At 70.2% G+C, this 15,170-nt stretch carries 14 protein-coding genes; all 14 read right to left on the bottom strand.

Going from position 1 to position 15,170, the window contains the following annotated elements; translation table 11 throughout:
- Positions 1-112: 112 nt before the first annotated feature.
- Complete coding sequence (locus VLK66_RS05835) at positions 113-808, bottom strand: triacylglycerol lipase (RefSeq protein ID WP_325308443.1); 696 nt, start codon at positions 806-808, stop codon at positions 113-115.
- A 252-nt stretch (positions 809-1,060) separates the two neighbouring features.
- Complete coding sequence (locus tag VLK66_RS05830; RefSeq protein ID WP_325308442.1) at positions 1,061-2,173, bottom strand: glycosyltransferase family 4 protein; 1,113 nt, start codon at positions 2,171-2,173, stop codon at positions 1,061-1,063.
- Complete coding sequence (nusB, locus tag VLK66_RS05825) at positions 2,170-2,607, bottom strand: transcription antitermination factor NusB (RefSeq protein ID WP_325308441.1); 438 nt, start codon at positions 2,605-2,607, stop codon at positions 2,170-2,172. Before nusB ends, VLK66_RS05830 begins: the two co-directional genes overlap by 4 nt.
- Complete coding sequence (gene ribH / locus VLK66_RS05820; RefSeq protein ID WP_325308440.1) at positions 2,604-3,086, bottom strand: 6,7-dimethyl-8-ribityllumazine synthase; 483 nt, start codon at positions 3,084-3,086, stop codon at positions 2,604-2,606. Before ribH ends, nusB begins: the two co-directional genes overlap by 4 nt.
- A 102-nt stretch (positions 3,087-3,188) precedes the next feature.
- A complete protein-coding gene (locus tag VLK66_RS05815; RefSeq protein ID WP_325308439.1) occupies positions 3,189-4,427 on the bottom strand; it encodes a bifunctional 3,4-dihydroxy-2-butanone-4-phosphate synthase/GTP cyclohydrolase II in 1,239 nt (412 codons plus the stop codon).
- 231 nt (positions 4,428-4,658) lie between these two features.
- On the bottom strand, positions 4,659-5,312 hold the full coding sequence (locus VLK66_RS05810; RefSeq protein WP_325308438.1) for a riboflavin synthase: 654 nt from the start codon (positions 5,310-5,312) through the stop codon (positions 4,659-4,661).
- A 2-nt stretch (positions 5,313-5,314) separates the two neighbouring features.
- The gene (gene ribD / locus VLK66_RS05805; protein WP_325308437.1) at positions 5,315-6,409 is read right to left on the bottom strand and encodes a bifunctional diaminohydroxyphosphoribosylaminopyrimidine deaminase/5-amino-6-(5-phosphoribosylamino)uracil reductase RibD; all 1,095 of its coding nucleotides are present in this window, start codon (positions 6,407-6,409) and stop codon (positions 5,315-5,317) included.
- A 491-nt stretch (positions 6,410-6,900) separates the two neighbouring features.
- Positions 6,901-7,845 (bottom strand): hypothetical protein, encoded by a 945-nt coding sequence (locus VLK66_RS05800; protein ID WP_325308436.1) that lies wholly within the window; start codon positions 7,843-7,845, stop codon positions 6,901-6,903.
- Positions 7,842-8,885 carry a phosphoribosylformylglycinamidine cyclo-ligase gene (purM, locus tag VLK66_RS05795; RefSeq protein WP_325308435.1) on the bottom strand — a complete coding sequence of 348 codons (1,044 nt, stop codon included), beginning with the start codon at positions 8,883-8,885 and terminating at the stop codon, positions 7,842-7,844. Before purM ends, VLK66_RS05800 begins: the two co-directional genes overlap by 4 nt.
- Positions 8,878-9,801 (bottom strand): PfkB family carbohydrate kinase, encoded by a 924-nt coding sequence (locus tag VLK66_RS05790; protein WP_325308434.1) that lies wholly within the window; start codon positions 9,799-9,801, stop codon positions 8,878-8,880. The genes purM and VLK66_RS05790 overlap by 8 nt, the downstream gene beginning before the upstream one ends.
- 19 nt (positions 9,802-9,820) lie before the next feature.
- The gene (argS, locus tag VLK66_RS05785; RefSeq protein WP_325308433.1) at positions 9,821-11,530 is read right to left on the bottom strand and encodes an arginine--tRNA ligase; all 1,710 of its coding nucleotides are present in this window, start codon (positions 11,528-11,530) and stop codon (positions 9,821-9,823) included.
- Complete coding sequence (locus VLK66_RS05780) at positions 11,530-11,844, bottom strand: FmdB family zinc ribbon protein (protein ID WP_325308432.1); 315 nt, start codon at positions 11,842-11,844, stop codon at positions 11,530-11,532. The genes argS and VLK66_RS05780 overlap by 1 nt, the downstream gene beginning before the upstream one ends.
- Before the next feature lie 242 nt (positions 11,845-12,086).
- On the bottom strand, positions 12,087-12,338 hold the full coding sequence (locus VLK66_RS05775; RefSeq protein ID WP_325308431.1) for a hypothetical protein: 252 nt from the start codon (positions 12,336-12,338) through the stop codon (positions 12,087-12,089).
- Positions 12,339-12,990: 652 nt separating this feature from the next.
- Positions 12,991-14,811, bottom strand: a complete 1,821-nt coding sequence (typA, locus tag VLK66_RS05770) for a translational GTPase TypA (RefSeq protein ID WP_325308430.1) — start codon at positions 14,809-14,811, stop codon at positions 12,991-12,993.
- Positions 14,812-15,170 lie beyond the last annotated feature (359 nt).

Raw genomic sequence — 15,170 nt, 5'->3', positions numbered from 1 at the left:
GACGGGCGATAGATCCTTCGGCCTGCCGTCACCGGTGCGGCGGCGAGTTCATCGCGGCCGGCCTCAGTATGACGTCTCCGGGTGTTTTCGTGCGATGAACTGATGTCCCGGTCTACTTCACCCAGTCGCGGACCTTGGCGTAGACGGTGGCGTCCTCGTGCAGGTTGCTGTGCGTGAGGCACGACGTCTGGGTGTTCACGGCGCCGCCGCTCAGGGGCACGCTGCTGTCGGGGTTGATCACCTCGTCGCACGGTGACCAGAACGTCGCATAGCGCGGCGTGCCGGGCGTCTCGTCCACCGAGTTCAGGTTCTTCAGGAAGGTGCTGCCGGGGTACATCTCCTGGCACGCCGTGGTGAAGCAGGCGTACGCCGTCTGCGTCCCGTGGTTGGGCCCGCCGAGCGAGACCCACGCGTCGATCTTGCCGCTGCCGCCCAGGTTCTTCGCATAGTAGCGCGTGCTCAGCGCGCCCATGCTGTGGCTGACGATGTCCACCTGCGTGGCCCCGGTCGCGGCGAGCACGGAGTCGACGCGCGCGGCCAGCAGCTTGGCGGTGGTGGCGTTCGACTGGTCGGAGCTGTAGGTGAAATTGCTCAGCTCGGCGTCGGTCCAGCCATCGGCCTTGAAGCGGCCGATCATGGTGGTCCACGTGGACGCGGTGCCGTGCCAGCCGTGCACGAAGATGATGGGGTTGTGCGCCGGCGGGATGATGGCACGCCGCGCGCCGGCCGGGCCGAGCAGGTCGCCGGAGCAGCCGGCCAGCGCGATGGCAGCAAGGACGACGGGAAGACGCTTCCAGGGGTGACGCATGACGATCCTCGAGACGCGGATGGGTGGCGGCCCCGGACAGGTGATGCGGAGCCGTTGCAGATTTGGGGTTTCCGCGCCATCAAGGCACGCCCGGTGCCACACGCGTACGTCGAGGTGATGATGATCTAACTTGATGCAGATCGACTACTTGAAACTCCCCGTCCATTCAGCCCGGAAGGAATGTTCCGGAAACAAAAGAGTGCATTCCAACGGAAGCTGCACCGAACCGTATCGATCGAACCCGGTCTTTCGTCAGCGGCTTGCGGCGACCTCCGCCAGGTGCGCCTCGGTGAGGTCGGCGGCGCGGTCCCAGGTGAAGCCCTGCGCGAACTGATGCGCGCCCGCGCCCAGCCGCGCGACCTCGACCTCGTCCATCGCCAGCCGCTCCAGCGCGTCCGCCAGCGCGGCGACGTCGCCGTGAGGGTAGAGGAGCCCCGTGGTGTTGTGGACCACGGACTCGCGCAGGCCGGGCGAGTCGCTGGCGATGGTCGGCGTGCCGCAGGCGGCGGCCTCGATGTTGGTGATCCCCCACCCTTCCTTGGGCGACGGCTGCACGGTCGCCCACGCGCGCCGCATCAGGTCGCGCTTCCCCTCCTCCGTCACGAATCCCGCGAAGGTCACGCGATCCCCCACGCCCAGGCGGGCGACGGTCTCGCGGAGCCGCGGCTCGTCATCCCCCTTCCCCGCGATCACCAGCCGCACGAAGCGGTTGCGCGCCCTGAGACGCGCCACGGCCTCGATCGCGTGGTCGATCCGCTTGTACTTCTTCAATCTGCCGACGGAGAGGAAGGTGGGCTCCGCGTCGCGGGAGATGGATGGATCGGGGCGGAAGAAATCCACGTCCACGCCGTTGTGGATCACGCGGATGTCCTGCCGCCTGAGTCCCCGCGCGACCAGGTCGTCGCGCGTGCTCTCCGAGACGGCTTCGGCGGGTAGCCCGCGGTAGACGAGGGGGATGGGGCGCTCGAGCATCCAGGTGGCCGCGGCGAACGGAGCCGAGGCCTCGCGGAAGGCGGTGGTGCCGAAGAGGTGGTGGACGAGCAGGGCGAGCGGGCGCTCGACCCAGTACGGCGTGAAGAGCGGGATCTTGTTCAGGTCCTCGACGACGGCGTCGAAGCGTTCCGCGGCGAGATGACGGCGGTAGAACGGCGCGGCTGCCAGCGTGAAGGTGTGCCGGCCGCCGGTGCGGTGGATCCGCATCCCGTCCGCCTCGTCCGCCGGCGAGGCGCCGGGGAAGCCGGAGCAGAGGAGGGTGACGCCGTGCCCGCGCCGCGCCAGCCGGCCGAAGATCTCGTGCAGGTGGACCTCGGCGCCGCCGGAGTGCGGGTTGGCCAGGTCCTGCCAGTTGATGACGAGGAGCTTCACCGCGCCGGCGCGGCCCCTTCCGGCGCGACCCGGCGCATCACCGCGTCGAGCACGCCGTTCACGAAGCGCGGGCTGTCGTGGGTCCCGTACTTCTCCGCCAGCTGCACCATCTCGCGGATGGTGATGCGGGGCGCCACGTCGTCCACGAACAGCATCTCGGCCACGCCCAGGCGCAGCACGTTGCGGTCGATGGCCGCCAGGCGCTCCATCCGCCAGTTGGTGAGCGCCTCCAGCACCAGCGCGTCGATGCGCTCCAGGTTGGTGGCCACCAGGCGGACCAGCACCTCGGCGTACGGCCGGTTGGCCGGCGACACGCGCAGGGTGGAGAAGAGCGTCTGCAGGATGCGCATCGCGTCTTCGGGCTGCCCGCCGCGGCTCTCCCACGCGTAGAGCCCCTGGAGCGCCCACCCTCGGGCCTTGCTGCGGCTTCTCACCCGGCCTTCTCCCCGTTCTTCAGCGTGGCGTACAGGTCGGCCATCTCCAGCGCGGCAAGGGCGCTGTCCCACCCCTTGTTCCCGGCCTTGGTGCCGGCGCGCTCGATGGCCTGCTCGATCGTGTCCGTCGTGAGCACGCCGAAGATCACCGGCAGGTCGTGGGCCGCGGCGACCGCGGCGGTGCCGCTGGCGGCGTGCCCGGCCACGTAGTCGAAGTGCGGCGTGGCCCCGCGGATCACGCATCCCAGCGCGATCAGCGCGTCGAAGCGCCCGCTGGCGGCGAGGACGGCGAGCGTCCCCGGGATCTCCCACGCCCCGGGCACCCAGGCCGCCTCGATGTTGTCGTCCGCCACGCCGTGGCGCAGCAGGCAGTCGCGCGCGCCCGCCAGCAGCGGCCGCGTGATGAAGTCGTTGAAGCGGGCCACGACGATCCCGAACCGCCGCCCGTCACCCCGGAAGTGCCCCGCGTGCTCGATCATCGGAAAGAAAGTGCGTGAGTGCGTGAGTGCGTGAGTGCGTGAGTGCGTCGGATTCGAGCGGAGCCAGCGCACTTCCGCACTTCCGCACTCACGCACTTCTGTTCATGCCGCCTGCTCGTCCAGCTGCTCCTCCCCGTCCACCGGGAAGAGGTGGCCCATCTTGTCGCGCTTGGCGCGCAGGTAGCCGCTGTTGTGCGGGTTCGGCTTCACGCCGAGCGGCACCTGCTCCAGCACCGACAGGCCGTATCCGTCGATCCCCACGATCTTCTTGGGGTTGTTGGTCAGGATGCGGATGTTCCGGAGCCCCAGGTCCAGCAGGATCTGCGCGCCGATTCCGTAGTCGCGCAGGTCGGGGCGGAAGCCCAGCTTCTCGTTGGCCTCCACCGTGTCCATCCCCTGGTCCTGCAGGTTGTAGGCGCGCAGCTTGTTCACCAGCCCGATCCCCCGCCCCTCCTGGCGCAGGTAGACGATGGCGCCGCGCCCCTCCTCGTCGATCTTGCGCATGGCGGCGTCCAGCTGCTCGCCGCAGTCGCAGCGCAGCGAGTGGAACACGTCGCCGGTCAGGCACTCGCTGTGCATGCGCACCAGCACGCCGTCCACCCCCTCCACCTCGCCCTTCACCATCGCCACGTGCTCGAACTGGTCCACGTCGTTGTGGTAGGCGATGATGCGCCACTCGCCCGACGGGGTGGGGATGATGGCCTCGGCCGCGCGCCGCACCAGCCGCTCGCGCTGCAGGCGGTACGCGACGATCTGGGCCACAGTGATGAAGCGGATGCCGTAACGGGCCGCGAACTCCTCCAGCTGCGGCCGGCGCGCCATGGTGCCGTCCTCGTTCATGATCTCGCAGATCACGCCGCCGGGCTTCAGCCCCGCCAGGCGGGCGAGGTCCACCGAGGCCTCGGTCTGCCCCACGCGCCGCAGCACGCCGCCGGGGCGCGCGCGCAGCGGAAAGACGTGGCCCGGGCGGCGCAGGTCGCCGGGGACGCTGGCCGGGTCCATGGCCACGCGGATGGTGGTGGCGCGGTCGCTGGCGCTGATCCCCGTGGTCACGCCGAAGCGGTGCGCCGCGTCCACCGACACGGTGAAGGCGGTGCCCAGCGCCTCGGTGTTGTGGTCGGTCATCAGGCGCAGGTCCAGCTCGTCCGCGCGCTCCGCGGTCAGCGCCAGGCAGATCAGGCCGCGCGCGTGCGTGGCCATGAAGTTGATGATCTCCGGCGTCACGAGCTCCGCGGCGCAGACGAGGTCGCCCTCGTTCTCGCGGTTCTCGTCGTCGGCCACGATCACCATCTTCCCGTTCCGGATGTCCTCGATCGCGGCCTCGACCGTGTCGAACGGCATCGTCTCCCTCCTTCTATACGCTCGAACCGCCGATACGCTCGATCAGTGCAGGTACGATCAACCCGCCGAATCCGACCAACGGCGCGATTTCCGGCAAAAATGCGAGTGTTACCGACGAAAATGCGAGTAAACTCGCGGCTACAACGGCACGCAGTCCGCCTTCGCGGACTTCAACCGCAGCACTTAGCACTTGGCACTTGGCACTTAGCACTTAGCACTTAGCACTTCTTTTCAGTACCCCCACGCCTTCATCACGTGCTCCGGCTCGGCCGCGCCGCCGATGGACTGCGCGGCCGGCATCCCCAGCAGGTGGCGCACGTACTTGCCGATGGTGTCGCCCTCCAGGTTCACCGCGTCGCCCTCGCTCAGCTCCGCGAGATTCGTGTGCTCCCAGGTGAAGGGGATGATGGACACCTGGCAGACGTCGGGCGCCGGGAGCGCGTTCACCGTGAGCGAGATGCCGTTCAGCGTGATGGAGCCGTGCAGCACCGTGACCGACGCCACGTCCGCGGGCATGCGGAAGTCGATCAGCACCAGCTCTTCCTCGCGGCGGATGGAGATCACCTCTCCCAATCCGTCCACGTGGCCCTGCACGATGTGCCCGCCGAGGCGCTGGCCGAGCGAGAGCGCGCGCTCCAGGTTCACCCGCCGCCCGGCCTCGAATCCCCCGAACGTCGTCCGTCCCAGCGTGGTCCCCACCGCCTGCACGGTGAAGGCGTGGTCCAGGATCGACGTCACCGTCAGGCAGGCGCCGTCGATGGCCACGCTGTCGCCCAGCCCCAGCCCGTCCAGCACCGCCTGGCAGGAAATGGTGCAGACGACGCCGTTGCCTTCCTCGCGCACGTCCTGGATGGTGCCGACCTCTACCACGATCCCCGTGAACACCCCTACTCCCGTGCGAGCGTGACCAGCGTGTCGGCGCCGAAGCTCTCCGTCTCCACCCGCCTCCAGCGCGGCGCCTCCGTGATCGCCGGGCTCTCCAGCGCGGCGAAGGGGCTCAGCCCGTCGGGGCCCAGGAAGACCGGCGCGTAGAAGAGGTGGAGCCGGTCCACGAGCCCCGCGCGCAGCAGCGATCCCGCGATTTCGGCGCCGCCTTCCACGAACATGGACCGAATCCCCGCCTCCCGCAACGTTTCGAGCGTCCGTTCGACGCCGTCGCCGGACGTCAGGACGCGCACGCCGGCCCCCTCCAGCGCCCGCTGCCGCTCCTTCGGCGCATCCGCCCTCGCGATGGCGATGACCGGCACCTCGTGCGCCGTGCGGACGAGATTGGAATCGACCGGCAGCCGCAGCGCGCGGTCCAGCACCACGCGGGCGGGGGGGATGCGGGGGATGACGGAGCCGCGCGCCGTCAGCAGCGGATCGTCGGCCAGCACGGTGCCGACGCCGACCGCGACCGCGTCGAACCCCGCGCGCAGGCGATGCGTCTCCACCCGCGCCTCCTCGCCCGTGATCCACACCGAGCGTCCGTCGCGGTCGGCGATGCGCGCATCCAGCGACAGCGCCAGCTTCAGCGCGACGAACGGCCGCGCATCCCCCGCCGCCGAGTGCGCGTGGAAGAAGACGGCGTTCTGGTCGCGCGCCGCCTGCTCCTCCACGCCGCCGGTGACGTCGATCCCCGCCGCGCGCAGCACCTCGCCGCCGCCGGACGCCTTCGGGTTGGGATCGTGCGCCGCGAACACGACGCGCCGCACCCCGGCGGCGAGCAGGCCGTCGGTGCACGGCGGCGTCTTCCCGAAGTGCGAGCAGGGCTCAAGCGTCACGTAGGCCGTCGCGCCGCGGGCCGCATCGCCCGCCGCGCGCAGCGCCTCGACCTCGGCGTGCGGCTGGCCGTACTCCGTGTGCCATCCCTCGCCGACGACGGCGCCGTCGCGGACCAGGACGCAGCCGACCATCGGGTTGGGCGCGGTGCGGCCCCACCCACGCGGCGCCAGGGCCAGCGCGCGGCGCATCCATTCGCGGTCCTCGGGACGCTCACTCATGATTCTCGTACCAAACCGGGGAGATCGGCTTCTGCATCCGCACTGCACCCGCCCGACGTCATCCTGAGGCCGGCCACACCGCAACTCGCATCATCCCAACCCTTTGCAGGCCGAAGGATCTGTGGGCGCGGCAGCACGTGAGTCGGCAGGATGTACCGATCCTTCTCCGGATTTTCGTATCACACGGAGGAAACGGAGAACTGCTCTGTATCTCCGTTCCCTCCGTTTCCTCCGTGTGATATCGGATCTAGCAATCACCTGTGCATTCCAAACGCACAGAGAGACGTCATCCTGAGGCCGACCACGCCGTCGTTGCCCCCACACGCGCGGTTGCAGGCCGAAGGATCTATAGGCGAGGTCGCACGTGTGCTGTCGGATTGCACGATCAATCTCCGAATCCGGTATGATGCCTTCCGGTTACGGACTCCGAAAACGCGCGGGCGAAGGTCGCCCCTCGCCCGCCGCGTCGCATCTCCATCTACCCGAACGGGTTACAGCGACAGCCGCAAGGAGAGGCTGCCGAAGACCGTCCCCGAGCCGGGGTCGAACGTGGCCGCGGCCGACGGATAACCGGGAATGGCGTCGCCGCCGCTCATCCACCCGCCCTCGAGCGTGACGGCGCCCACGGTCAGCGGAAGCGAGACGTTGCCGAAGAGGGACCAGCGGCCCTCGTCCACGTCCTGCTCCACCGTCTGGAAGACGCTGCCGTCGGTGAGGGAGAAGCGCGCATCGCGCCCGGTGAAGCGGTCGTATCCCGCGCCGCCGACCAGCCCGAACCGCGCCACCCGCCTGGCCACCGTGGCGCGGACGCTCACGTCGGCCACGCCGAAGTCCAGCTCGCCCGGCGTGCCCGCGCGGGTGGAGCCGACCTGCACGCCGTTCACCTGGCGGTACATCGCCGAGACGTTCACCGCGGGGGTGCCGAAGGACTCGCGCAGGATGCCCAGGCGCGCGCCCACGCCCCAGGTGAAGCTGGCGCCCTCGCGCGAGCCGCCGCCGGGGAGCACCCCCACGCTGGCCAGCAGGTCCACCGCGCCCAGCCCCGCCACCCCGCCGGCCAGCCCCCGCGAGAGCGACACCGCCAGGTCCGCGTCCACCGAGCCCACCAGCTCCGCGCTCTCGCTCCCGGCCGGGTTCGCGCTCCCGACGTCCGGCAGGCGCATCCGCGCGCCGGTCAGGCGCAGCTCCGCGGTGAGGCTGGGGAAGAAGCCGAGCCGCACGCCGGCCACGCTGGCCGTCCCCTGCAGCGGGTTGCCGCCCGCGGCCGCGATCCCCACCTGCGGCACCGCGCTGTGCAGCGCCTGGGCGACGGCCGGGCAGGCGCCCCCGAACATCGACGGGGCGACGCAGCTCCCCACCTGCGCCCGGGCGCTCTCCGCCGTCAGGACGATCGCCAGCGCGGCCGCGGCCAGCCCGAGCTTCGTCCTTCCCATCATCCGAGCACCGTCCGGCCCTCGCCGGGGACGATCTCCCCCGCGACCCAGGCCCGCTCCCCCGCCCCGCGCAGTTCGGCGACGACCGCGTCCGCGCGGTCCGCGGCGACCACGGCCACCATCCCCACGCCCATGTTGAAGGCGCGGAACATCTCCCGCTCGTCCACCGCGCCGTGGCGCTGCAGCACGCGGAAGACGGGCGGCACCGTCCACGACGACAGGTCGAAGCGCGCATCAAGTCCGTCCGGCAGGATGCGCGGGACGTTGTCCACCAGCCCGCCGCCGGTGATGTGCGCCAGCCCGCGGATCTCCCCGCGCTCGACCAGCGGCCAGAGCGGCTTCAGGTACGAGCGGTGCACGCGCAGCAGGACGTCGGCCACGCTCGCGTCCTCGTCCGGAAACGGGTCGTCGACGGAGAGCCCCATCCGGTCGAACACCACCTTCCGCGCCAGCGAGTAGCCGTTCGTGTGCAGCCCGGACGAGGCGAGCGCGACGACCGCGTCGCCCGCGCGGATGGCGGAGCCGTCGATGACGCGGTCCTCCTCCACCATCCCCACGACGGTCCCCGCCAGGTCGTACTCGCCGGGGGCGTAGAAGTCCGGCATTTCCGCCGTCTCGCCGCCCAGCAGCGCGCAGCCGTTGGCCCGGCACCCGCGCGCGATCCCGCCCACCAGCTCCTCGACCACGCCGGGACGGAGCCGGCCGAGGCCGACGTAGTCCAGGAAGAAGAGGGGGCGGGCGCCCTGGACCAGGATGTCGTTCACGCAGTGGTTCACCAGGTCCTCGCCCACCGTGCCGTGGCGGCCGGTGAGGAAGGCCAGCTTCAGCTTGGTTCCCACCCCGTCGGTGCTGGCCACGAGGACGGGCTGCCGCGCGTCGCGCGGGACGCGGTACAGCCCGCCGAAGGAGCCCAGCTCCGAGAGCGTGTCGGAGGTGGCGGTGGAGCGCACCAGCTGCGCGACCCCCACCATCGCCCGCTGCGCCGCGTCGATGTCGACGCCGGCGGCCGCGTACGAGAGCCCGCCCGCCGGCGTCTCAGACACCGGCGTCCACCGGCAGCTCGAACACGGTCATCTCGCGAAACGAGCGGACGCGGTCCTCGATCTCGTCCATCGCCAGGTCCTTGAAGCGCTCCACCGAGAACCGCTCCACCGCGTACGAGCCGAGGACGGAGCCGTAGATCACCGCGCGGCGCAGGTCGTGGTCGTCCACGCGGCCGCACTGCGCCAGGTGCCCCATGAACCCGCCCGCGAAGGCGTCACCCGCGCCGGTGGGGTCGAACACCTCTTCCAGCGGGAAGCCGGGGGCGAAGAAGGTGGAGTGCGGGGTGAAGAGGATGGCGCCGTGCTCGCCCTTCTTGATGATCAGGTAGCGCGGGCCCCGCTCCAGGATCCACCGCGCCGCGCGCGACAGGTTGAAGTCGCCCGAGAGCTGGCGCGCCTCGGCGTCGTTCACCAGCAGCAGGTCCACGCGCTTCAGCAGGTCCAGCAGCCGGTCGCGCTTGATGTCGATCCACAGGTTCATGGTGTCGCACGCCACGAACTTCGGCGCGGCCACCTGGTCCAGCACGTTCAGCTGCAGCTCGGGGTCGATGTTCCCCAGGAACACCCACTCGGCGTCGCGGAACTCGGCGGGGATCTTGGGCTGGAACTCGGCGAACACGCCCAGGCGCGTTTCCAGCGTTTCGCGCGAGTTCAGGTCGAACGCGTACTTCCCCGCCCAGCGGAAGCTCTCGCCCTCGGCGCGCTCCAGCCCGGCCAGGTCCACCCCGCGCTCGGCCAGGAAGTCGAGCGCCCGGACCGGGTAGTCGCTTCCCACCACGCCCACCAGCTGCACGGGGCAGAAGAGGCTGGCGGCGGCGGAGAAGAAGGTGGCCGAGCCGCCCAGCGCCTCGTCGGCGCGGCCGAAGGGGGTCTCGACGGTGTCGAGGGCGACACTGCCAACCACGAGAATCGACATGGTTTTACGTTGATTGTTCTCAGACCGCTTCGAGGGCGGCCTCGTCGCCGCTCTCGCGCTGCATCCGTTCGGGGGCGGTGATGCCGAGCACGGCCAGGCCGTTCCTCAGCACGATCTGCACGGCGCGCGCGAGCACCAGCCGCGCGCGCGAAACCTCGGGCGCCACCCCGGGGCCGATCACCCGCAGCGCGGGGTCGCGGTTCCCCGCGTGGTACCACGAGTTCACGGCGCCGGCCACTTCCTCGGCGTACTCGCTCAGCGCGTGGGGCGCGTGCCGCTCGGCGGCCGCGGCCACCACCTCGGGGAAGCGGAGGAGGAGCTTCACCAGCTCGGCCTCGGCGTCGTCGGACAGGAGCGACAGGTCGGCCGAGGCGGCATCGAGCGTCCCGGGGTCCACCTCGGCGCGGCGGAAGATGCTGCTCATCCGCGCGTGGGCGTACTGGACCTTGTAGACCGGGTTCTTGTCGGACCGGTCCAGCGCCAGGTCGATGTCGAAGGTGAGCTGGGCCTCGGCGCGGCGCATGAGGAAGAAGTAGCGCGCCACGTCCACCCCCACCTCGTCGTACAGCTCGCGCAGCGTCACGTAGTCGCCCGCGCGCTTGCTGAACTTCACCTCCACCCCCTCGCGCATCACCAGCACCATCTGGTGCAGCACGTACTCGGGGTAGCCCTCCGGCAGCCCCAGCGCCCGCAGCCCGGCACGGACGCGGGCCGTGGTGCCGTGGTGGTCGGAGCCCTGCACGTTGATGGCGCGCCGGAAGCCGCGCTCCCACTTGGAAAGGTGGTAGGCGACGTCGGGAAGGAAGTAGGTGGGGTGGCCGGTGCTCTTCACCATCACCCGGTCCTTGTCGTCGCCGAACTCCGTCGTCCTGAGCCAGACGGCGCCGTCCTTCTCGTAGACGTGACCCGTCTCGCGCAGCCGGCGGATGGTGTCTTCCACGCGGCCGGAGGTGTAGAGCGACGATTCCAGGAAGAACTCGTCGAAGCGGACGCCGAAGCCGTCGAGGTCGCGGTTCTGCTCCTCGCGCAGCCGCGCCACGGCGAAGCGGCGCATCTCGTCCATCGCCTCCGGCGAGTCGTCGCCCTTCCACCGCTCGCCGTGGAGGGCGATGAGCTCGCGGGCGATCTCGCGGACGTACTCGCCGTGGTAGCCGTCCTCGGGGAAGGCGGCGTCCGCGCCGGATTCCTGCTGGTAGCGCGCCCACACCGAGCGCGCGAGCCGCATGATCTGCTCGCCCGCGTCGTTGTAGTAGAACTCGCGGTGCACCTTCCACCCGGCCCACGCCAGCAGCTCGCTGACGGCGTCGCCGAGCGCGGCCTGGCGCCCGTGGCCGATGTGCAGCGGCCCGGTGGGGTTGGCGGAGACGAACTCGACCATCACCGGCCGCCCGCCGCCCGGGTTGGAGCGGCCGTAGTCGGCGCCGGCCGAGAGGATGGACTGCAGCCCGGCGGCCAGGTAGTCGCCCGCCAGGCGGAAGTTGATGAAGCCGGGCCCCGCGACCTCCACGGCGCTCACGCCGGCGGCCGCCGCGTCGATGCGCCCCGCCAGCTCGTCGGCGATCTGGCGCGGCGAGCGGCGCAGCGGCTTGGCGAGGGTGAGCGCGACGTTGGTCGCCCAGTCGCCGTGGTCGGGGTTGCGCGGGCGCTCGAGGGTGACGGGGTGGCCGGCGTCGACGCCCATCTCGCCCAGCACGCGCTGGAGCTCGGCCTGCAGCTTGTCGGCGGCCATCACTCGGCCTTCGGCGTGGGCTTGCTCTCGCTTTTGGGCGCGGGCTTCGAGTCCGCCGCGGGCTTCGCGTCGGACCTGGGTTCGGACGACGACGAGCCGCCGCCATCCGCCTGCGCGGCCTTCTTGTAGCCCTCGCCGCGGTAGTCGGTGATGTAGAAGCCGCTCCCCTTGAAGAGCAGGCCGGCGCCCGCGGACAGGCGGCGCTCGGCGGCGGCGCCGCAGCCGGGGCACTCGGCCACCGGCTCGTCGCTCATCTTCTGGAACTTCTCGAAGTCCGTCCCGCACTGGGGACAGCGATATTCGTAGGTCGGCATGGTCGCGCTGAAGTATCGGCCAATCCGGTGCGAATCGGTCGCAAACCCGAGAAAGCTAACCCACCGGGTTCGGGGCGGCAACGAGGGGAGTGCGGGAGTGCGGGAGTGCTGAGTGCTGAGTGCTGAGTGCTGAGTGCTGAGTGGCAGGTCCTGCCCTGTCCCCTGTCCCCTGCAACAAGCCCGGCGCCCGCTGGGTGCGGGCGCCGGGCGTGGGGGGACCACCAGGGGAGCCGGGGGGCGGATCAGAACTCTTCGTCGCCGCCTTCTTCGTCGTCGTCCCAGCCTTCCTCGTCATCCCACTCGTCGTCGTCCTCGTCCCAATCGTCCTCGTCGTCCCATTCGTCCTCGTCTTCGAGGTCGTCCTCGTCGTCCCAGCCCTCCTCGCGATCGGTGTTGCTCCACTCGCCCTCTTCCTCTTCCTCGAATCGAGCGAAGAACAGTGTATCGAGCGCGAGCTCGTCACCGATTGACGGGTGAGCCATCACGTTCGGCATTCCGGAGTCTCCTCTGGTGGACGGGATTCGATGGGTGGCCCTGCGGGCAGCGGCAAGGACGGTGCCGGGCCGGCCCCGTTCGGCGGGAAAGTAAAGGGCGTTCGGAACGTGTCAAGGCCTTTGTTTCCCGAGGAACTCGGCCCTGTGTCGCGCCCCGCCCGCCACGCGAGCCGAGATGGACGCGCATGGACGCCGCCCCGTCACTACAACGCGCAACCACGCGCGGCTGCTACGGTCGTGGCGCGGCAACGCATGGCGTCGCGGCGATGCATCACAAGCGCGCCCCGGGGGCGGAGATACGGGGATCGGTGCGCATCGCAGTGCGCCGGAGATGCATCGGATCATCACCTCCACCACCTCTGCTGGATACGACGGATGGGGAGGGCGGAAGGTTGCACGATGCACCCGCGTGAGGGATGCGCGCCCGAAGGGCCGGGACGCCGCCGCGCCCGAACGATGCGGAGGAGACGCATCGGGCACTGGCGCGGCGGTGGCCCGGCGCGGTTGGCAACAGTCGTATCGTTGCCTACCGCGCGCGCAGCCCGTTTGGGCGCCTCGGCGCCCAACACGCCCAAGACCTGCTGTTGAAGCAAGCGAGCCCCCTCCCGATCATCGTCGGAAGAGGGCTCGTCTCTTTGAACCGCAGATACGATCAGGCAGACGCGGCGCGGCTGGCCTTCTTGCGGTCGTTGGCGTTCAGCAGGCGCTTGCGCAGGCGCAGCGACTTGGGCGTGACCTCGATCAGCTCGTCGTCGGCGATGTAGCCCATCGCGTCCTCGAGGGTCATCACCTTGGGCGGCTCCAGCAGGATGTTGTCGTCGCTGCCGGAGGCGCGCATGTTGGTGAGCTTCTTCCCGCGGGTGACGTTCACCTCCATGTCGCCCGGGCGCGAGTTCTCGCCCACGATCATCCCCTCGTACACCGGCACGCCGGGCTCGATGAAGAAGGTGGAGCGCTCCTGCAGGTTGCCCAGCGAGAACGCCACCGCCTCGCCGTTCATCATGCTGACCAGCACGCCGCGGCTGCGCGTGTTCATGGAGCCCACGAACGGGCCGTATTCCAGGAACCGGTGGTGCAGCGTGCCCTCGCCGCGCGTGTCGGTGAGGAACTCGCTGCGGTAGCCGAAGAGCGCGCGCGCCGGTGTCTTGTAGACCAGGCGCACGAGGCCGCCCCCGGGGTTGCGCATCTCCAGCATCTCGGCGCGGCGCTGGCCCATCTTCTCGATGACCGGCCCCATGTGCGTTTCGGGAAGGTCGATGGTGACCTCCTCGTACGGCTCCTGGAGCTGCCCGTCGGGTGCCTTCTTCAGGATCACGCGCGGGCGCGAGACGGCGAACTCGTACCCCTCGCGCCGCATGGTCTCCATCAGGATGCCCAGGTGCAGCTCGCCGCGGCCGGAGACGGTGAGCGTGTCGGGCGAATCGGTCTCTTCCACGCGCAGCGCGACGTTGCTCTCCAGCTCCTTGAACAGCCGGTCGCGCACCTGGCGGCTGGTGACGTACTTCCCTTCGCGCCCGGCGAAAGGCGAGTTGTTCAGCATGATGTCGACCGACACCGTGGGCTCCTCGACGGCGATGCCCTCGAGCGCGTCGGGGTTCTCGGCGTCGCACACGGTGGCGCCGATCTCCACGTCGGTGAGCCCGGCCAGCGCCACCACGTCGCCGGCCGAGGCCGACTCGGTCTCGTGGCGCTCCAGCCCGTCGAAGGTGTACAGCTTGCTGATCTTGTTGCGCGTCATCTGCGCGGTGTTGTCGCCGTGCGTGACGAGGACCACGGTGTCGCCCACGCGCCCGGTGCCGCGCTCGATCTTGCCGATGGCCAGCCGCCCCAGGTAGGGCGAGTAGTCGATGGTGGACACCAGCATCTGGAACGGGCCCTCGCTGGCGCGCGGCGCGGGGATCGTCTCCAGGATGGTCTCGAAGAGCGGCGTCAGGTCCTTGCGCTCTTCCTCGGGGCTGCGCATGGCCACGCCCTCGCGGCCCACGGCGTACAGGAACGGGCAGTCCAGCTGGTGGTCGTCGGCCTCGAGCTCCATGAACAGCTCCAGCACCTCGTCGTGCACGCGGTGCGGGTCGGCGTCGCCGCGGTCGATCTTGTTGATGATGACGATGGGCTGCAGCCCCAGCTCCATGGCCTTGCGGGTGACGAAGCGGGTCTGCGGCATGGGCCCCTCGGCCGCGTCGACCAGCAGCACCACGCCGTCGACCATGCGCAGGATGCGCTCGACCTCGCCGCCGAAGTCGCTGTGCCCCGGGGTGTCGACGATGTTGACCTTGGTGTCGTGCCAGCGCACCGACAGGTTCTTGGCCAGGATGGTGATCCCCCGCTCGCGCTCGAGCGGGTTGGAGTCCATCACCCGCTCCTGCACCTGCTGGTTCTCGCGGAAGGTGCCGGCCTGGCGCAGCATGTGGTCGACCAGCGTGGTCTTGCCGTGGTCGACGTGGGCGATGATGGCGATGTTGCGGATCTGCATATTTCCAAGGGGACAGGGTACAGGGGACAGGGGACGGCCCGTTGGTGGCCGTTCGTGCCCCGCCGCACGTCCTCGGACTCGCGTTTCTTCGATTCCGAATTTTCTCAAAGCGAAGACGGGCGCCTCTCGCCGAGGTGCCCGCCTGCGCAGAACAGCCATGCAATCTAGCGAAAATTCCGGATTTCGTCCACCCCGCGGCGGCCTTTCGCGCCCCGTCCCATCGCCCCCTGCAAGCGCTCTCACCAAGGACACGGAGGACCAGCTCCGGGAGATCAGCTTCTGCTCCGCCCTGCACCTGCCCGACGTCATCCTGAGGCCGGCCACACCACAACTCGCATCAGCACAACACCTTGCAGGCC

It is taken from the genome of Longimicrobium sp., from assembly GCF_035474595.1.
GTDB lineage: Bacteria > Gemmatimonadota > Gemmatimonadetes > Longimicrobiales > Longimicrobiaceae > Longimicrobium.
Note: the sequence above shows the minus strand (reverse complement) of the source record. Positions and strands in the feature narration are given on the sequence as shown.